The organism is Flavobacterium ranwuense (assembly GCF_004349315.1).
GTDB classification, from domain to species: Bacteria; Bacteroidota; Bacteroidia; order Flavobacteriales; family Flavobacteriaceae; genus Flavobacterium; species Flavobacterium ranwuense.
Genome location: NZ_SMLH01000001.1, coordinates 202,996 through 223,871 on the forward strand (window position 1 = coordinate 202,996; position 20,876 = coordinate 223,871).

Sequence of the window (20,876 nt, forward strand, 5' to 3'; positions counted from 1 at the left end):
TAAATTTCCAAAAGGGAAGAATTACCAATAAAAACCTAAAGGTAAAACAGCTCAAACTGAATTGATTATTTTTGCATCATAGAACCAGCTACGTAACGAAGTGTATTTGTAATAAATAAAAATTGAACTGAGAATTTATTCGATTCAATAGCACTCTTTTTAAACAAATACCAATCTGCCAATTCCTAATAAAAGCATAATATGGAATTAGTTTCAAACTTCTTTTATTACATTTGTATATACAAATGACTTAATCGTTTATTAAATAAATGAAAATGGAAAATAAATTAAAAGTGCAAATCTGGTCGGATATCATGTGTCCGTATTGTTATATAGGAAAAAGAAGAATAGAAGGCGCTTTGGAGCTTTTTGAACACAAAAACGCAGTCGAAATTGAATGGAAAAGTTTTCAGTTAGACCCAAGCTTTATTGCTTCGCCTGAAGACAATATGGCGGATCATTTAGCCGAAAAATACAGAAAAGATAGGGATTGGGCACAAGACATGCTCGATAACATGACTCAAAATGCAAAAAATTCAGGATTGGATTTTCATTTTGAAAAAGCAGTTATGGCTAATTCATTGAATGCGCATCGCTTGTTACATTTGGCTAAAAAGTATAATTTGGCGAATGCCTTAGAAGAATTATTATTCAAAGCCTATTTAACCGATGGCAAGAATGTTAATGATTTGGACACATTGAAAGCGTTGGGACTGGAAGTAGGACTGAATGCCGAAACTATTGACGAAGTATTGTATTCTGATGCCTACGCAAATGAAGTACAGCAGGACATTGCAGCAGCGCAATCTATCGGTGTTCAAGGTGTTCCTTTTTTTGTTTTCGATAGTAAATATGCAGTTTCTGGGGCGCAACATGTTGAAACGTTTGTAAAAACACTCGAAAAAGTATGGGAAGAAGGTAAATTTGAAACAAAGCCTACTTTATTAAATACTACCGATGGAGACAGCTGCGGAATTGACGGATGTGACTAAAACAAAAATAACTTCAAACAAAATTCCCGTTGGCACAAATACCAACGGGAATTCTTAAACAAACCACTTATAACTAACTAAAACTATCTTCTGTCTATTCTAATGGCTACACTACCGGATTCTCTAGTGTCCTCGATTTTGGCTTTTGTACCATTTGTTCTGTAATAGTAATAGTCATCATCATTCGAGTTTTGGTTGTTGCCATAATCGTTGTACCCATTGTTGTTTTGGTTGTATTCATAAACTCTTCCTCCTTTTACAGTTCCAACGACATCAACAATTTGACCACGACGGTTGTAGATAATTTCCAGCCCCCCTACTCGTTCCAAAGCATAACGGTTATATGTCATGTAAACTGAACCTACGCGTTTGATTCTATCATTTGAATCATAGTTGATAAACACATTTCCAACTTGTCTTACTCTACCCATGTTGTCGTGCTCTACTTTTACACCGTAATTTCCATTTCGAACATTTGCTGGCGCACCATACGTTTTATTTTTTCCATTTTTTTTGCCAACTTTATAATACATATCACCAGTTGAACCGGTTGAAGGGCGTGTATTAAAATCAAATTGTCCGTCAGGGAATATGAAGAACTCAATTCCTCTTTCTGTAAACACAATTGGGTCGGCATTTCTAAAATCTACTGGAGATCTTCTTTCAACAGAAAAATTGATTTTTTCTGCTGCATTCACTACACTACCTCCAAATACGAAGATACTAGCTACTAAAAGGGTAATTTTTTTCATGATACATATATTTTGAATTTTGCCTACTCTTGAGCTTTTCGGCTTACGCTTTTTTACTTATTTGATTAGGTATATTCAAGTAGCATGCCAAAGATTTGAACCACGGTTTTGTGTTTTTAGATTTTGAATAAATTTTATACGAGTAATTTATTTAAAATCAACACGTTGGTATTTCAAAAAAAAATAAAAAATAATTTTATTTAGAAGCGAACATTAAGATTTTTTTAATACAATTCTTGTTGACTCGATGAGTTTTTTTGTGGTTTTGACGAAGAAATAATCCGAAGAAAAGAGAAATAATCTAATTTTTAGAAACCTTTTTACTTAAAATTACTTATCAACATTGCTTTAAAATTAACTTTAGTTACAAACTCGCATCAATTGATATTGAGTAATTTTGCAACATGTATGCTTTAGTCGATTGTAACAATTTCTATGCTTCCTGCGAGCGTGTTTTTCAACCGAAATTCGTTGGAAAACCGGTTGCAATATTGTCAAATAACGACGGCTGTGTGATTTCCAGAAGCAATGAGGCAAAGGATGTAGGAGTTCCTATGGGTGCGCCAATATTCAAGATTAAGGAATTGGTAAAAGAGAAAAATGTAGAAATATTTTCTTCGAATTATCCGCTTTATGGTGATTTGAGTAATCGAGTGATGTCAATTTTAGGTCAATTTACACCAAATGTAGAAATTTACAGCATCGATGAAGCCTTTCTGAATTTTGATGGTTTGACTATTTCCGATTATCAGAATTATGGAATCCAAATGAAAACCCGCGTACAAAAATGGGTAGGAATTCCTGTTTGCATTGGTTTTGCACCAACGAAAGCATTATCAAAAGTAGCCAATAAAATTGCCAAGAAATTCCAAGACAGAACGCAAGGTGTTTATGTTATTGATACCGAGGAAAAACGCATCAAAGCCTTGAAATGGACTAAGATTGAAGATGTTTGGGGCATTGGTTATCGCATGAATAAAAAGATGAAAACGAGAAATATTGTGACTGCTTTAGATTTTATTGCACCACAACACGAAGCTTGGATCAAAAAAGAAATGGGTGTGATAGGTATGCGTTTGAAATATGAACTGGAAGGAAAATCAGTTTTGGATTTAGAACCCATTGTTGACCAAAAGAAAAGTATCGCTACGACCCGAAGTTTTCCAAAACAGATTTCCGATTTTGATTTGCTGCGCGAACGTGTGGCTACTTTTGCATCGGTTTGCGCAGAAAAATTGCGAAAACAAAATTCCTGCTGTCATACCATTATTGTGATGCTGGTGGTTGATAAACATACGGTGCAAACTTCCAAATATTATTTTAACATGGCGATTACATTGCCGTATGCGTCAAATTCTACGTTGACAATTTCCAATGCAGCCATCGATATGTTGAAAAAACTGCACCAAGGAAATGAGCATTTGAAATTCAAGAAAGCGGGTGTTATCGTAACCGAATTGATTGATCAGGACAAGAAACAGCTGCAGTTGTTTGACGAGGAAAACCCCAAACATTTGGTACTGATGAAAGTCATGGATGGTCTCAATAACAAAATTGGAGATAAAAAAGTAAAGTTGGCTACCCAAAATTTAAGTTTGACCTGGAATATGAATCAGAATCATTTATCACCAAAATACACCACTAATTTTAAAGATATTCTCGAAATAAAATGCCAATAAATAAAGATAAAGATCAAAAACTAACGTTCTTTCTGCCTGATTTTGAAAGTGACTTAAAAATTCCTTTCATAAACGAAGGTGTTTCGGCGGGATTCCCCTCGCCTGCCGCGGATTTTATGGAAACGAATATTGATTTGAACAAAGAACTTAGTGAAAATCCGTTAGCAACTTTTTACATCAAAGTCAAAGGGAATTCCATGATTGATGCCGGTATAAATGACAAAGATGTTCTTGTCGTGGACCGAAGCTTGGAACCGCAGAACAACAAAATTGCAATTTGCTTTATCGATGGTGAATTTACCGTAAAACGCATGCAACTGGAAAAAGACTGTTTGTATCTGATGCCAGAAAATTCCAATTATTCTCCGATAAAAGTCACCGAAGAAAACCAATTAATCATTTGGGGAATTGTGACCTATGTGATTAAGAAGGTATAGCGTCGTTTTTAGTTAAAAACTACTGTAAAGAGAGCCGGGATATGAATATGCAAATAAAAAATGTACAAAAAGAAAGTACTAATTTCTAATAATTGGTTAAAATTGATTTTTATAGTTTAAAAAATTTAGGATTCAATTTCAATAAAAAAAATCAAATTATTATAAGCCGTTTCTAGTAATAACTATAAATTGCTATTCAAATACTCATTAAGTATTTGCAAACAGTACCATTCCTGTCTTGGTAAATGAAAAGGGCCTTTGAACATATTTCCTTTGGCGGTTTGGGCAATAGTCCCATCCTTATGTAAATAGCCAAACCATTCTCCATTGGCTGCATCATGAAATTTATCGTACGCATAATCATGGACCATTTTATGCCATTTTGCATATTTTTCATCACCAGTCATGGTATAGGCTAAGAGTGTCGCGATGATTACCTCATTATGAGGCCACCAAAATTTCATGTCCTGCCAGTATTCCTGTACCGGTTTATCATACACATCACGGAAATATAAAATACCGCCATCTTCCTTATCCCATCCGCGTTCCCACATATAATCAAGTATTTTACAGCCCAACGCAATTAAATGGGGGTCGTTATTTCTGTGTTTTGCTTCATGCAAAATGAACCAAGCTCCTTCAATGGCATGTCCGGGATTCAAGGTGCGTCCATCAATATGATCGATTATAGAACCATCTGGTGCTACTTGTTCCATGACGCATTTAATATCGTCTTTTACAAAATCGCGCTCAATTTCGGTAATCCATTTGCTGATCCATTCGTCACAACGCGGATCTCCTATGTTTTCTCTTAATTGTTGCGCCGTGTTCATCATAATCATCGGCACTCCAATTCCTTTAGAAGGACGGGTTGAAGTAAATTTAGGTTCTAATAAACCCGGAGTACTGGAGTATTCAATACATTTTCCGAATAAAAAACGGGCTTTTTCAGCAGCAGCCTCATCTCCGCTTGCTTTTGCGTAAGCAGACAAGGCAATCACCGCAAAGGTTTCCGAAAAATAATAGCGACGTTTACGTATCGGTTGTCCATCACGGGTTACATGAAAAAACATCTGCCCATCGGTATCAAAACAATGATTATTTAAAAAATCGATACCAGATTTAGAACCTTCCAGCCATTCTTGTTTTGGTTCAACGGTATTGTAAAGTGTTGCCAATAACCAAGCGGCACGGCCTTGTATCCAAACGGCTTTGTCATCGTCAATCAAACTTCCGTCCTGATCCCGCATTAATAAATAACCTCCAAACTCGGTATCAATAGAACGTGGAAACCAAAATGGAACGGTGTCATTTAATAATTGATTCTGATAAAACTCTTTTAGGTTTTGGAGATCTCTTTTTGAATAGCTCATTTTAATATATTTTTAGAAACCAATATTTTTTCATTCACACTGGTTGTTAACTTTTAGGTCGTTTGGTTAATGTTATTGACTATTTGTTTTAAAATTTATAGCTGTTAACAGGCTGGACAATGCTTGTTACTATATCAGATAAGGCGAAATCTGGAAATTTCGCCTCAACGGATAAAAAACCAACCAAACCAAACAAATTTATGAGAACATAGTAGCGCTATGTTTGTGAATAGTAGGCATAGACAAAGTCATTTCCCTTTGGGTACAGGAAACTGATTTGAACAAGTAAAGTGATTAAAACAATAACGGTCTTTAAAGCAAATCCTGACGTGGAGTCTACCTTTGATATTTTTTCGTACCCATTTATTATGAAACACCGCTAAAATAACTCTCAATAGTTATGAGAGATTATTATGGGTGCTAAATGAGTTGAAACAAGTCCCTTGTTACTGTTGGATTTCCATAAGATCTCTTTAATTAAACCGGAAACAGTTAACTGTTTCCGGTTTAATCTTTAGAGTGTAGTTCTAAAATCCAGATTTTATTATGGATTTTGAGTGATTTTTGGATTGAAGTTAATGGTGTTTTGAGATATTGGAAACAATATCTTTTTACCTACCATTGATAGAACAAGATTTGTTTTATTGAAACGAACTAAATCCCACCACGCTTTACCTTCAAAAGCTAATTCTTTTAGACGTTCATTTAAAATAACATCATTATTAGCTGCCTGAGAACCATTTGTAAATGAGGCAGAAGCATCGGCTCTTTGCATTACTAGGTTCATTTCGGCAGTTGGATCCTGACCTAAAGCATTTTTAATTTCTGCTTTCATCAACAAGATGTCAGCCCAACGGTAAATAATGATATCGCTGACAAATCTTCGGGTAGCGCCGTCAACAGTTCCATTATATTTTACCAAACCTGTTACTACCGGAGTAGATCCATTATATAAAGTTAAATAAGTAGCTGTTTTTCTGGTATCGTTGGCCGCAAAGTTAAAACGCGTAATATCCGGTTGAACTCTGGAAATACCTGCATTACCAGCACCAACTCCCAAAGTTCCAAAAGTTGCAGTTGCAGTTGCAGCTGTTAATGGAGCAAAGTCACTTGGTCCAACAAACATAAAAGAATTCCAATTATCAGATAAAGAGGAAGGCACATCTGCTAATGAATAGCGCACTGCAAAAAGCACTTCAGCATTTCCTTTATTGGTAAAACCAAATACATCTTTGAAATTAGGTAATAATGTGGGTGCTGAAGGAATAGCATTAATTGCAGTCAAAGCCGTATTTAAATCAGTACTTCCGCCACCTAATTGTTTTGCAGTCCATAAATTTACATCTGCTTTTAAAGCATAAGTTGATGATACGGATAATTGGGTTTTATTGTTTGTTGCATCCGGATAATTGGCAATCGCCAATTCAATATCAGACTTAATAAATGCAAAAGTTTCTTCAATTGTATTACGCGGAACAATATATTCGGATTGATTTGTATTCTCAGTTGGCGTAGTTACTATTGGTACACCACCCCAAGAACGAGCCATTATGAAATAAGCCAAAGCGCGCATAGAATACGCTTGCGCGATGTATCTCTTTTGCTCATTCACGGTTGTTGGACTAAATTGAATCGTCGGAACATATTTCAAAACTAAATTCGCTTGGTGAATTACCTTGTATAAACCAGCCCAGTCCACATCTATATTTTGTGCCGTTAGGTTATTATTGTAATAATTTGCCAAACTCAGAGGTGATTGTACACCACTAGTTATTTCAGCACTTCTTGCTCCTCCCAAAAGGTAATAATTTTGTTGGGTTTGGGTTCTAAAGTTGAAGTACATGCCGTTTACACCAGCTTTCGCATCATCTTCTGTTTTCCAAAAACTGGCAGAAGTAATTACGCTTTCAGATTGTAAGTTTAAATCGTCTTCACACGAACTGAATAGTGAAAGTCCTGTAAAAAGTATAGAATATAAAAGAATTTTCTTTTTCATGATATTTATTATTAAAAATTACAAACCAATATTTAAACCAAGGATGAAGTTTTTTGGAACAGGATAAGTCCCTTTTGCTCCGGCATCATTTAATGCAAGACTTGAACCACCGTCAACACCTTGTACTTCCGGGCTTAAACCACTGTATTTAGTAAAATAGTGTAAATTGCTTCCTGTTACATAAACACGTACATTAGATAATCTTGCTTTCTCAACCATTGATTTTGGGAGCGTATAGCTGAATGTAATTTCTCTGATACATAGATAATCCCCACTTTCGTAGTAGCGGCTATTTCCTTGGAACATATTAGTATTATAAGCGGCACCACTTGCTTCAGAACGGAATAAGTTGTTTTGGTTGGTTTGATCCGCCCAACGGTAACGAGGTACATCTGTAATGTCCCCTTCTTTTTGCCAAGATTGTAAGCTTTCGGCCAATAATCCGTAATTTCCTTGAAATTGACCTACAAAACGCGCTCTGGCCTCATTGTAAATAGTAGCTCCTAAAGAGTAATCAGTTCTTACGGTTAATGAAAATCCTTTGTAATTGGCATCAAAATTAAACCCTCCTACAAATTTAGGGAACATATTACCCATGTAAGTTCTGTCACGGCTGTCAATTGTACCATTGGCATCAGCATCTAAAAAGACTGCGTCTCCAGCAAATTTCTTACCTGTTGGGTTACCGCCGCCTGCTGCAGTTTTAGTTACATAATTATCCTTTGTAGTTAAGTTGTAAGCATCGGCTTCTGCTTGTGTAGAAAGAATACGCAATTGTTTGTGGGCATAAAAGTCACCAATTTTTTGACCCTCTTGTAAACCACCCACAAATTTATAAGAACCGCTAGCTGTGTCCCAAATTTCAGTTCCACCAATTCTATTGTTTAAATTCCCGTTGAAAGGTAATTTTTCAATTACGTTTGTATTGTGCGAAACATTGGCCCCAACATTAATTTTCAATTCATTTTTGTTGTAAACATTAGCGTTTAATTCTAATTCAAAACCTTTACTTCTTAATCCGCCTAAATTTGTTAGTACTGTAGAGAAACCACTATTAGAAGGAAGAGTCAAATTAGTCAATAAATCAGAAGTTAATTTATTATAAAAGTCTCCAATTATTCTAATTCTGTTGTCGTGAATACCCAAATCAAAACCGGCGTTTAAAGTTTGTGATTGCTCCCATTTCAAACCTGGATTTGCAATTTGAGAATTTATAATTGCAGATTGACCATTGTAACTGTTGGCAAATCCGTTAGCAGAACCGGAATATAATCCACCTGCTTGAAAATCACCCAATGTGCCTAAGTTTCCGTTTACTCCATAACTTCCACGAAGTTTGAAAGAAGAAACAGCTTCGGGCATCACTTTCCAAAAATTCTCTTCATGTGCATTCCAACCTACAGATAATCCTGGAAAAAAACCATATTTTTGATCCGGACCTAAACTTGAAGCACCATCATAACGGAAAGACGCTGTTGCAAAATACCTGCTTTTGTAATCGTAATTTACACGACCAAAAACACTATTCAATACTAACTTTGTATTGTTACTAAATACAGAAACCGGTATAGGTGACGAATCCAAAGTTTGAGCAAGATCCGAAGGGCTTCCTTTTCCAGAAGCATTAAATGTTTTTATGGTTCTTTCAAATTTAGAGACCCCTAATTTTGCATCAAAAGCACCTAGGTTATCCAATGGCTTAATATAATTGAATACTCCTTCGTATTGATATTGAGTCAATTGGTTGCTTGTTCTAGTGGCGGTACGCATATTGTCAACTAGACCATTGTTCCCACTTAAAAAAGCTTGTTGGAAAGTATTGTTATTGTCACTTTCGCTGTAAAGCGATAATGAAGGAGTGAAGCTAAAATCTTTAGTGATTTTCAAATCACCATCAACACCCATCTGTAATTTATTATTTTCATTGATCCCTTTCACTTTACCCATTTGGTATAATGGATTTCCGTTGATGTTGTTTTGGCCTGGAGCCAAAGTACCATCTTCCAAGTATAATTTTGTTGTAGGGGAGTTTCCTAAATACCTGTTGAAAACAACGCTATTGGCAACTACTTGATTATTGCTTGATTTAGAGTATAATACTCTACCGTTTACCGTAAAGTTATCGGCTACTTTCAATGACGCATTCAATTTACTGGTGAAACGTTGGTACCCGGTAAAAATAGTGATACCATCCCCTTTTAAATACCCTAAACTTAAATCAAATACACCGGTATCTCCACCACCACTAATACCTAAAGTGTGATTTTGTGTAATTGCATTTTGAAATAAAACATCATTCCAATCCGTGCTTTTATACATAATAGTATTGGCAGCATTAAGAGGATCTGCCATTTCTTGCCAACCTTTAGCTTGTAAACCTTGAATAGTAGTTGCAGATAAATTTGATTTTAACAAAGTAGCAAATGGCGTATTTGATAATAAATTATTTCCTGTTCCGGCAGGAGTAGCTCCCGTTAATTGTCCTAATCTCGCAACACCTGTGGTAGTCGAAAGTCCGGCAATTTCGGCAGCATTATACAAACCTAAACGTTGCAATCTAATATAGTCTCCACCATCTAAAAAGTCATATTTTTTACCTACTTGACTATTTTGCGTAGAAACATTATAAGTGATTTTAGTTTTACCGGCTTTACCAGTCGAGGTTGTAATAATAATTACACCATTAGAAGCACGTGCTCCATAGATTGATGTTGCTGCAGCATCCTTTAACACTTGTAAAGAGGCAATATCCAGAGAGTTGATATCGTCAATCTGAGTACGAATAACTCCGTCAACAATATACATAGGAGTTGCGCCTGCCGGATTGTCAATAGAAGTACCTCCACGAACTAAAATGTCAGATGCTTTACCTGGTTGCCCAGATGCTGTACGTACCACTAAACCCGTTACATTTCCCTGTAATGCTTGTGTTACATTTGAATAAGGAACATTTTCTAAAACTTTTTTGTCTAATTTAGAAACTGAGGTGCTTAAGGTTCGTCTGTTTTGCGAACCATAACCTACAACAATAACCTCATTCATTTGCTGTCCTACTTCTTTTAGAACTATAGCAAGAGGCATATTTCCAATAGTTACTTCTTGTTCCTGAAGTCCAATGTAAGAAACAACTAATGTTGTAACATTGTCAGGAACTTCAAATGCAAAATTTCCGTCAAAATCGGTTTGTGTTGAAATAGTAGTGCCTTTGGCAATAATATTTACTCCAGGTAAAGTTTCTCCTTTTTCATTAGTTACCTTTCCAGTAATTTTCTTTTGGATTGTTTCTAATTTGGTTGTTTCTTTTGTAGCGGTACTGTTTTTTTCAAAAAAAACAGTCGTTCTTAAAGATCCTGAAGCTGATGCTTGAACGGTAAAAGCGACTAGAAATAAGGATGTTAATTTCATAGCTTTCCCAAAGTTAGGGGTAAGCCAATAATTTTTAGGCTTGCTTTTTGGTAATAAATACATACTTTTGTAATGGTTTTGGTTAATAATTCTTCCTTCTTGGTTTATTTATTTGTTTTCAGAACCTAGTCCTTTTTTATAAGGACCCAACCAGCGATGTTAGTAGCATTTGCTGGTTTTTTTATGGATTAAAAAATAAATAAATATTTTGTAAAAAAGGGTTGCCCCGCTCTAGTCTAACTATTATGCAATCACTTTTAAAAAAAATCTCAGTTTTAAAATAAAATTATACTTTAGTTCTCAAAGGCACCTCTTTCTCATTTACAACCTCTACGTCACATTAGAGAATTATCTGTGCAAAATTATTTTGAGATTTCCAATATTAAAAAAAGGGAATTCTCTTTTTGTGCTACTAATTCCTTTCTGTGTTTTATTCTCTTAAACTAGGCTATATTTCTTGATACAGCTTCAAGGTGAGAAGATGAAAAACAGATATTAGGAACAACAATAAAATAGAATATTTATTTCTCTGTGTTATTGGCTTAATTATCACGATGGTAAATATATAAAATAATTTAATAAATATACTACAATTAATAAAATATTTTAATAATAAAAATTAGAATACTAATTTAAATGTTAATTAACGAGAATATTTTTTATCAAAGGCTGAAAATAGCGGTAATTCCGACATGGAGTCATTTTAGTTATAATCATGGGAAAATAGTACTTATTATATAATTATAAGTAAATTCTTACTTAATGATTATTACGAAATTTCAGGAATACAACCCGTTAGGTGCAATTATTTGAAGAAAAATAAATACGCCTAACAGATTTTAAATAAGAGTTTACTGATGAAAAAGTTATAAAATTCTGTTTTCTAGATTTTTTAACGTGTCTTTATTTATTTTGGCTATGTTTGTTCCAATCTTATTGTATTAAAACTTACAGCCAACCCATAATATGAATTCCCAATTGATATCTTCAAATGAATCTGCTCTTTTACTAAGGGTGGCAGCGGGAAATGAATTGGCTTATACACAACTTGTCGAAAGACACTGGAAAAAGGTACTTCAGCATGCCCTCAGCTTTGTAAAATCATATCCAGTTGCCGAGGAATTAACGCAAGATGTTTTTATTCAGGTTTGGGAAAAACGAAAAAAACTATCTGAAGTAAATAGTTTTAACAACTACCTCTTTATCGTGAGTCGCAATTTGATTATTAGCCATATTCGGAAAAAACTTATAGAAACAGATTCGCTAAAAGGAGAAAAACTACATGAGCTATTTTTCAAACCAGACGAACAATATGAGTTTAAAGAATTGGTTGAAATTATAAATGAAGGAGCTGCACTTTTATCAGAACCTAGGCGTTCCGTTTTCCTGTTAAGCCGCATGGAAGGTAGAGATGCTGACTATATCAGTAAAGAATTAGGTATCGCTACAAGAACCGTTCGTTGGCACTTAGTACAGGCATTAAATTTTCTTAGAAATTACCTGCACAAGCATTATAATGTCAATTTATTAACACTAATTTCATTAGGGTTAATTTTTTTTTCCTAATTTTTTCATTTTTCATTGCCACTTTAGCAACCAATCCTCGTCTTTATAATTGGAGGACAGTTCAGGTCGGCCCAAAATCTTGTATTTATGTATCAAAACAAAGTGTTTAGAGAACTTATGGATCAGTTTATTTCTGGAGAAATTTCTCCTGAAGGTAAAGCAAAGCTACTTGGAATGTTGGATAATCCCAAATATTCAGAGGAATTGAATGTCATTCTTCGAGAAAATTATGACTCAGTAGAAATTCCTTCTATTGGTTCTGAAGCAACCGAAAAATTCATCAAAGAACTCAGGGTGAAAATAAATACTTCTTCAAAAATAAAAGAATCGTCCGTTTTTGGGTTATTCAACTGGAGAAAAATAGCGGTAGCTGCAAGTATTTTAGTAACCGTTGGTATTGGAACTCTTGTTCTCTTTCAAAAAAATGGTCAATCCTCTATTGAGGTAGCGTCAAAGGATAGCGATGATAAAGAACCAGGTAAAACAGGCGCAATACTTACTCTTTCCAATGGTTCAAAAATCGTTTTGGATAGTGTAGGAAATGGATTATTGACCAATCAAAACAATACGGCTGTTTCAAAAAAGAATGGCGGAGTTGTATATACAGCAGGTAGCGATGCACAAATAGTATACAATACAATGACCACTCCAAGAGCGCGTCAGTATAATCTAGAATTGTCAGATGGCACCAAAGTATGGCTCAACGCTTCTTCATCAATTACTTTTCCAACTGCTTTCGCGGCAAACGAAAGAAAAGTAATTCTAACTGGAGAAGCTTATTTTGAAGTAGCCAAAGATAAAACAAGACCTTTTAGAGTTGCAGTCAATGATATGCAGGTAAATGTATTAGGAACACATTTTAACGTAAATGCCTATAATGATGAAGATGTCGTAAACACCACCCTTTTAGAAGGAAGTGTATTGCTTACCGAGAAAGGGAAAAAAGTACTATTGAAACCTGGGCAGCAAGCCGAAAAGCAAAAATCAGGTGCGATCGTTGTAAAAGATAATGTAAATTTAGAGGAAGTGATGGGCTGGAAAAACGGTGTATTCTACTTTGAAAATGCTAGTATTCAAACGGTTTTGCGACAAGTAAGTCGCTGGTATGATGTAGATGTAGTATTTGAAAAAGGAGTACCCACAAGAACATTTGAGGGTGAAATACAAAGAAATTTACAGTTATCACAAGTGTTGAAAATTTTAGAAAAAAATAAGGTGCGCTTTAAAATCGAAGGAAAGATTTTAAGAGTGATGCCTTAACAATATATACGACAAAACGGGGAAACCCTTTTTTATAAAATATGTATTTGTATCCATAAAAAAAGCCAGTAATGCTTGTAACATATACTGGCTTGTTCCTAAAAAAGGAACAGTTATGAGAAATAGATAGATAAACCTAGCAAGGAGAATTTATTATTAACCAATAACCATTACCAAAAGTATGAAATTATTACCAAAAACCAAGCCAAAAAACCATTGGCTAACTTCAAAAACCTGGAAAGTTATGAAATTAACGTCCATTCTAGTTATTGCCCTAACTTTACAAGTTTCTGCGGCAGCATCTTCACAAACGATTACTTTTTCCGGAAAGAGCGTAGCTTTTAAAAAAGTATTATCGGTCATAAAAAATCAAACTAATTATGTTTTTTTCTATGATGTGGCTATTTTAAAAAATGTTAAGCCAATTTCTATAAATGTAGTAAATGCCCCAGTTGAGAAAGTACTGGAACAAGCTTTCTTAGATGCCCCAATTACATGGATTATTGAAGGTAAAACAATTTCGTTTGTTCCTAAATTCGAGATAGCAAAAAAATCAATCAATTTGGCGCCAGTTATAATGCAAATAAAGGGTAAGGTCACCGATGAAAAAGGAGAACCGCTAGCTGGAGCCACTATACTCATAAAAGGTACTAAAAAGGCCGTGGTGACAGATTTTGATGGTAAGTTTACAATTGATGTCCCTGATTCCAAAAGTGTTCTTGTTGTTTCCTATACAGGATTTATCGCTAAGGAAGTGGTTGTGGGTGCCGGTGGAAATTCCATGGAAATTCAATTAGTAGAAGATAATACTGCTTTAGATGATGTTGTTGTTGTAGGTTATGGTAAGCAAAAGAAAGGACAAATTGTTGGAGCTGTTAGCACTGTAAAGGGCGAACAAATGCGATTTCCTACCAGAAACTTAACCAATAATATGGCGGGTCAGGTTGCTGGTCTTATTGCGATACAAAGATCCGGAGAGCCGGGTTATGACAACTCTGAATTCTTCATTAGAGGGATAAGCACTTTTTCAGGAGCAGGAGCTAAGCCTTTAATTTTGGTGGATGGTGTTCCTCGTGCAATAAATGATATTGAACCGGATGAGATAGATACCTTTACGGTGCTTAAAGATGCTGCCTCAACGGCAGTTTATGGTGCGGAAGGAGCTAATGGTGTAATAATCATTACGTCAAAAAGAGGAAGGGCTCAAAAACCAGTCATCAGTTTTAGGACAGAACATAGTTTATCGCAACCTACAAGGCTTCCTAAATTTGTAGATTCTGCTGATTATCTTGAATTGTATAATGAAGCCTTAAGAAATGACGGGCAAACACCAATTTATAGTGATGCTCTTATTTCAAAATACAGAAATAATGTAGATCCGGATCTTTATCCGAATACAGACTGGCTGGGTACTATGTTAAAAAAACTTACGGATGCCCATAGATATACCCTAAATGTGCGTGGAGGGACTGAGCAGTCACGCTATTTCGTTTCTGGAGCCTATTATGGTGAGAGCGGAATTTTTCAAGACAATCCTAATCCGCGTTATGAAACTAATATTGGAGTTAAACGTTTCAACTTGAGAAGTAACATTGATATGGATATTTCAAAAACAACGTTGTTGAGCGTGGATCTCAGCGGACAATATTTGGTAAATCGGTATCCGGGAACGTTTGCTGTGGGAACGCTTTCTCCATCTGCAACTATTTTTCGACAAATGATGATTACGCCTCCTCATCTTTTTCCTCCAGTCTATAGTGATGGTACGCTTTCAACATTCAATTCTGAAGCTGAAGCAAATAAAAGAAACCCGTATAATCTGTTGCATAATGCCGGTTATTCAAAAGAATGGCGTTCCAGTATCCAATCGGCAGTGCGATTAGAACAAAAATTAGATGTTGTTACTCCAGGCTTGTATTATCGCGGTTTGGTGAGTTATGATTATAACGGGAATTTTTCTGCCGGCAGAATTGATAACCCAAGCAAGTTTCTTGCTACAGGCAGGGATGCGAATGGCAATCTCATTTTTTCAACAAGCGTTTCAGGCACACCGGATTTGCCTGAACCTGTAGAAACAAGCAATGCAACCAAGAATGTTTATATGGAATCCTCTCTAAACTACAAAAGAGTATTTGACAGGCATACTGTAGAAGGGATGGCATTGTATATGCAAAAAGAGAGTCAACTTAATACAGAGGCTCTTGCTTTTAGAAAACAAGGAATAGTGGGTAGGGCAACGTATTCGTTTGACAATCGCTATTTTATAGAGGGAAATTTTGGTTATACCGGAAGTGAAAAATTCGCAGACGGGTACCGATATGGTTTTTTCCCGGCTGTAGGTATTGGCTATCAAATATCGAACGAAAAATTCTATCCGGAAGGCTTAAAGGATTATTTGACCACTTTACGATTTAGAGCCTCTATGGGACGCACTGGAAATGACGAGACACTTGTGAGTGGGGCTGATCGATTCCTTTATCGTCCTACCTTTGGTATGGCCGCAGGAGGGTTTAATCAGGGGATTACCTCTGGCGGTGGCTCAAATGGTCTTGGAGCAGGGATAATAGAAGGTCGCGCTGAAGCCCCATATTTAGGATGGGAAATTGAAGAAAAACAAAATTATGGCGTTAATATAGGATTGTTTAATGGTCGTGTTGAAATTATTGCAGACTATTTCAAATCGGAAAGAACATCTATTTTATTGCAACGAAGAACGATTCCTGGTGTCGCAGGTTTCAGGCAAGCCCCTTATGAAAATTTTGGGAAAGTTAAAAATTGGGGGATAGATGGAAGTCTTAACGCTAATCAAACCATAGGTGATTTAAAAATTGGTTTTAGAAGTACCTTTACCTTTGCAAGAAATGAAATCACCGAATATGATGAATTACCGCAGCCCTATCCATGGATGGCCACTACAGGGTCAAGGATAGGTGATAACGTATTGTATATAGCAGAACGTTTGTACACTGATGATGATTTTGTTATAACTCAAAACACTAATGGAACCAATTCTTATGCATTGAAAAGCGGAATACCTGTTCCTACTTTAAATGGAAGAATAGGACCTGGAGATATAAAATACGAGGATTTGAATGGTGACGGTTTGATTAATCAATTTGACAGAAAAGTAGGTGTGGGTAATCCCACAAACCCTGAAATTAACTATGGAGCTGGGTTAAATCTTGAATACAAAGGGTTTTATGTGAGTGCATTTTTTCAAGGAACAGCCAATACCTCGGTAATTTTTGGAGGTAATACCCCTGAAGCATGGAATCCTTTTGCTTTTGGAGTAGATCAATCTAATTACAGGACATTTGCTTTAGACCGTTGGACAGAAGCAAACCCAAGTCAAAATGTGCTAATGCCACGTTTGCATAGTATTGCTAATAATGGAGCTAATAACAATGTACAAAGCACATGGTGGCTTAAAGACGGTAGTTTTCTTCGTTTGAAAAATGTTGAAATTGGGTATAATCTTCCTAAGTTCATCACGCAGCAGGCACATATAAATACGGCGAGAATATACATGATGGGGTATAACTTAACGGTTTGGGATAAAATAAAACATTGGGATCCTGAGACAGGAAACGGAAACGCAGGCTTGAATTATCCATTGCCTCGCACGATTACGTTTGGACTTGAATTGACACTTTAAAAATTTAATTATTTCGATATGAAATGAGCATAACCGTAAATTGGTCGCAAACACCAATGAAGATATGCGAATTACATATGACCGATAAAAAACAATAAATATCTACATATGAAAAACAGTATAAAAATTTTTCTATTTACACTTGTATTGGGGTTTTCCTCTTGCAGTAAAGATTATCTCGACGTCTCTGATGAGCTTTCGGGCGGTTTAAACAATGTTGATCAGGTTTTTGATAATGCGGCCTATACCAGAAGATGGTACGCCAATGTTTTCACAGGAATACCAGATTATACTGATATGGTTCATGCCAATTGGGATGCTGGAGGACAAACTGGTTTACAGAACCCATGGACAGGAATGACAGATGAAATAAACACAGGCTATGGTGATAATGCTAATTATCAAATTGCATTCCGCAACTCTTCAAACATGGGGTTTCATAGATGGAACACACTTTATGCATTGATAAGACAGGCTAATATTTTCCTGGAAAAGGCCAAAGTTATTCCGGATTCGGGGGTTAATGCTGACAAACTTGAATCAATAGAACTTGATAAGATGATAGTCAATGTGAAGTTTATGCGTGCGTATTATCATTATCTTTTGCTGGAGCAATATGGTCCGGTGCCTATCATGGATAGGTCTTATAATCCTGGTGAAGATCTTGACATACCCCGTTCCTCTGTTGATGAGGTAGTTAATTTTATTGATGCCGAGTTGGTTAAGGTTATCCCGTTGTTACCGCAAACACCGGCTACCAATGATGATGTAAAAGCTTTGCCTACTAAAGGCGCGGCCTTGGCAGTGAGAGGAAAATTATGGATTCATGCCGCAAGCCCTTTATTAAACGGAGGATTTACTGAAGCACTTGCATTGGCTGATACCGACGGTAAAAAATTGTTTCCGGCTGCGGATCCTGCAAAATGGAACAAAGCAGTACAGGCTCTTAAAGACCTTATTGATTATGCAAATGGAAATCACCAGTTGTATAAAAATACCGGTGTATTCGACCCGGCTAAATCGGTTTACGAACTGTTTCAGGTATATAACAGTGAAATTATTTGGGCTACATCCGTAAATGGAAACGTTGGGCTCAATGGAGATCGTTGGGAAAGAAGAGCAACGCCTCGTAGCGAAACCAATGGATTGGGAAGTACAGCTGTATTGCAGGAACTAGTTGATGATTTTTATATGAAAGATGGAAAGCCAATTAAAGCCACCAGTTTTTTACCGGCATCCACAGCGTATTCAGAAACAGGAACTAGTTCATACACTGAGGCAGTAACAGCCGCAGCGCCATTCGCATCAGCCACACCAACCCCGGTTAACAATATGTATATCAATCGAGAACCCCGTTTTTATAATACGGTATTCTTTGCAGGAAGAAGATGGCATGTATCCAACAAAGTGACTCATTTTTACGTGGGAACACCAAATGATAGAAGTGTTCCTCCAGCTCAATATACAGCTAGCGGTTATTTGCTCTATAAAAGATACAATAGAACGGTAAGTTTGCCGAGCCCGGGTCTTGCGACTAGGTTCAGACCATCAATCATTTTCAGGCTGGCAGAGTTTTATCTGTTATATGCAGAAGCACTTAATGAAGTGAGTCCGGGCAGCCCTGATGTGTTGAAGTATGTGAATCTAGTAAGAGAGCGTGCCGGCTTACCTAATCTTGAAGTGTTAAATGCGGGTATTGCAGGGAATAAAGCCTTGCAAAGGGAAGCTATCAGACGTGAGAGCCGTATCGAATTGGCAACAGAGGGTCAACGTTATTTTGATGTAAGAAGATGGATGATTGCTGAAGCTCCTGAAGGCAGACAAGCGGGTGACTTCTCTGGAATGAATATGGCCGGAAATGCGACTACATTCTTTCAAAGAACAAATTTTCAAACTCGCATTTTTGAACGTAAACAATATTTATATCCAATACCATTTAGTGAAATGCAGAAGAGTAAAAACTTAGTGCAGAATTGGGGATGGTAATATATTGAGTTGTCAAAAAACGGTTTTTCTAAATTTATTGGACAAAACTGGCCTTGAACGAACGAAATACCATACTGTAAATTCTCAGTATAAAACCTAGCGAAAAACATTGGTTTGTTTTGGTTAAAAAGGCATCATCAGATTTATTTATGATGGTGTCTTTTTTTTTGTATGCAGATCTGTAATTATTAAGTTAGTCAACCAACCAGAGCATTGCCTTTTCGAGTACTGCTTTAAAGAGCCGAGTTTTAGAATCGGCTTAAAACAGATTTTCAATACGGTTAAATAAATAACAGATTTTTTGAATCGGTATTTCCCCACTAAAAAAAATAAAAAAAATATTTATGAAGAACAGGATAAGTTTAAAAAAAATACAGAATGGAATTTTATTTTTATCAGTAATGTCCTTGTCGCTATCGGCTTGTTCCAAAGAAGATACACCAGTGCCGCCTGAAAATAAGGCCCCTACAGCAAATGCAGGAGCCGATCAAACCATAACTGTAAATACAGTAACATTAAATGGTAGCGGAACCGATGTTGACGGAACGATTAAATCTTACGAGTGGTTAAGAATTGATGGACCCACACAATATAGTATTGCCGCACCTACACAGGCACAAACAGCTGTCAACAATTTAACGCAAGGAACTTATCAATTTGTACTAATTGTAACCGATAACCTGGGAGCAAAAGTGCGAGATACGGTAACAGTAATAGTAAATCCCAAAGTCTGGACACTTGTATTTGAGGATAATTTTAATGCTACCGGAAACTTTGATACTAGCAAATGGTCTTATTGTTCCAGGAATAATGCGTCATGGGCAAAATATCTGACTTCCACATCAGATTTTGCATCATTGGATGGTAGTAATTTACTTTTAAAAATGGATAATAAAACAATTTCCAACGATGCGGTTCCTTACCATTCGGGTGGTATTGAAACCAATGGAAAAGTTGCGTTCACGTATGGAAAAGTTGAGGTAAGGGCAAAATTTACCCAGGGTCAGGGCTCATGGCCTGCAATCTGGATGATGCCTGCAACTCCCAATGCTTATGGTAGCTGGCCCAATAGTGGTGAAATTGATATCATGGAGCATGTTAATAATGAAAATGTAATTCATCAGACTGTTCATAATGGCGCAGTTACCAATTCTAGCGGAGTAAGTTCAGTAACTAAATCTTCTAGTTATATTGCTAGTGATTATAATACCTATGGTATTATTTGGCAAGAGAATAAAATAGAATTTTATTTGAATGGAGTGCTTACAAGTACTTACAATAAACCAGCCAACGCAACGAGTGCCCAGTGGCCATTTGATAAACCATTTTATTTAATACTGAATCAATCTGGGGGCGCAGGATGGCCAGGGCCTATTACCGATAGCAATCTGCCTTTTCAGATGCAGGTAGATTGGGTACGTATTTCACAATAACCAAACTAAAATAGTGCTTCTATCTTGCTTAGATAACATATTTCTTTTGAGATTCCTTATAAGTAGGCTAGCCTTTTTTATCTTTCTATAACTTTTAATTTAAAAGCCATGTTAAAATCTTTTTGAGTTTGATTTAAATTACTCTTACAATCAATATTTTTCATATTAGTTAACTTTTGTGCCAACTTATTCCAGAAGATAAATATTGACAATGCCCCTAGAAAATTTGATAGAGCCATGTATTTATATCCAATTCAATTCTCTGAGATATCAAACAGTAGAAAACTGGTACAAAATCCAGGTTGGTAATTTCCGAATTAAAGAATTAGTAATTTACTATTT

13 protein-coding genes are annotated in these 20,876 nt (G+C 36.0%); 9 read left to right on the top strand and 4 right to left on the bottom strand.

From position 1 onward, the window contains the following. Positions 1 to 275 precede the first annotated feature (275 nt). Positions 276 to 992: a DsbA family oxidoreductase gene (locus E0I61_RS00880; RefSeq protein ID WP_132068787.1), complete on the top strand. Its 717-nt coding sequence runs from the start codon at positions 276 to 278 to the stop codon at positions 990 to 992. An 83-nt stretch (positions 993 to 1,075) separates the two neighbouring features. Here E0I61_RS00880 and E0I61_RS00885 read toward each other — a convergent pair whose 3' ends face one another. Further along, the gene (locus E0I61_RS00885; protein WP_132068789.1) at positions 1,076 to 1,744 is read right to left on the bottom strand and encodes a hypothetical protein; all 669 of its coding nucleotides are present in this window, start codon (positions 1,742 to 1,744) and stop codon (positions 1,076 to 1,078) included. Positions 1,745 to 2,148: 404 nt separating this feature from the next. On the opposite strand from E0I61_RS00885, the gene E0I61_RS00890 reads away from it, so the two are divergent. Continuing rightward, positions 2,149 to 3,423 carry a Y-family DNA polymerase gene (locus E0I61_RS00890; protein WP_132068791.1) on the top strand — a complete coding sequence of 425 codons (1,275 nt, stop codon included), beginning with the start codon at positions 2,149 to 2,151 and terminating at the stop codon, positions 3,421 to 3,423. Continuing rightward, positions 3,414 to 3,860 (top strand): LexA family protein, encoded by a 447-nt coding sequence (locus E0I61_RS00895; protein WP_131991249.1) that lies wholly within the window; start codon positions 3,414 to 3,416, stop codon positions 3,858 to 3,860. Before E0I61_RS00890 ends, E0I61_RS00895 begins: the two co-directional genes overlap by 10 nt. A gap of 182 nt (positions 3,861 to 4,042) precedes the next feature. On the opposite strand, the gene E0I61_RS00900 is transcribed toward E0I61_RS00895, so the two are convergent. The 3 genes from E0I61_RS00900 to E0I61_RS00910 form a co-directional block, all read right to left on the bottom strand. Beyond that, positions 4,043 to 5,233, bottom strand: coding sequence for an AGE family epimerase/isomerase (locus E0I61_RS00900; protein ID WP_132068793.1), 1,191 nt, complete (start codon positions 5,231 to 5,233; stop codon positions 4,043 to 4,045). 544 nt (positions 5,234 to 5,777) lie between these two features. Continuing rightward, positions 5,778 to 7,229, bottom strand: coding sequence for a RagB/SusD family nutrient uptake outer membrane protein (locus tag E0I61_RS00905; RefSeq protein WP_132068795.1), 1,452 nt, complete (start codon positions 7,227 to 7,229; stop codon positions 5,778 to 5,780). A gap of 18 nt (positions 7,230 to 7,247) precedes the next feature. Beyond that, entirely contained in the window at positions 7,248 to 10,634 is a 3,387-nt protein-coding gene (locus E0I61_RS00910; protein WP_165930163.1) for a SusC/RagA family TonB-linked outer membrane protein, read from the bottom strand. A gap of 966 nt (positions 10,635 to 11,600) precedes the next feature. On the opposite strand from E0I61_RS00910, the gene E0I61_RS00915 reads away from it, so the two are divergent. From E0I61_RS00915 to E0I61_RS16580, 6 genes are all read left to right on the top strand, one after another. Then, a complete protein-coding gene (locus E0I61_RS00915) occupies positions 11,601 to 12,200 on the top strand; it encodes an RNA polymerase sigma factor (RefSeq protein WP_132068799.1) in 600 nt (199 codons plus the stop codon). 87 nt (positions 12,201 to 12,287) lie between these two features. Beyond that, entirely contained in the window at positions 12,288 to 13,460 is a 1,173-nt protein-coding gene (locus E0I61_RS00920; protein ID WP_131991239.1) for a FecR family protein, read from the top strand. 244 nt (positions 13,461 to 13,704) lie between these two features. Continuing rightward, on the top strand, positions 13,705 to 17,115 hold the full coding sequence (locus E0I61_RS00925; protein WP_132068801.1) for a TonB-dependent receptor: 3,411 nt from the start codon (positions 13,705 to 13,707) through the stop codon (positions 17,113 to 17,115). A 108-nt stretch (positions 17,116 to 17,223) separates the two neighbouring features. Next, positions 17,224 to 19,101 (top strand): RagB/SusD family nutrient uptake outer membrane protein, encoded by a 1,878-nt coding sequence (locus E0I61_RS00930; protein ID WP_132068803.1) that lies wholly within the window; start codon positions 17,224 to 17,226, stop codon positions 19,099 to 19,101. 344 nt (positions 19,102 to 19,445) lie between these two features. Next, on the top strand, positions 19,446 to 20,534 hold the full coding sequence (locus E0I61_RS00935) for a glycoside hydrolase family 16 protein (protein WP_132068805.1): 1,089 nt from the start codon (positions 19,446 to 19,448) through the stop codon (positions 20,532 to 20,534). Between the two features lie 198 nt (positions 20,535 to 20,732). Continuing rightward, complete coding sequence (locus tag E0I61_RS16580) at positions 20,733 to 20,843, top strand: RagB/SusD family nutrient uptake outer membrane protein (RefSeq protein ID WP_394346058.1); 111 nt, start codon at positions 20,733 to 20,735, stop codon at positions 20,841 to 20,843. Positions 20,844 to 20,876 lie beyond the last annotated feature (33 nt).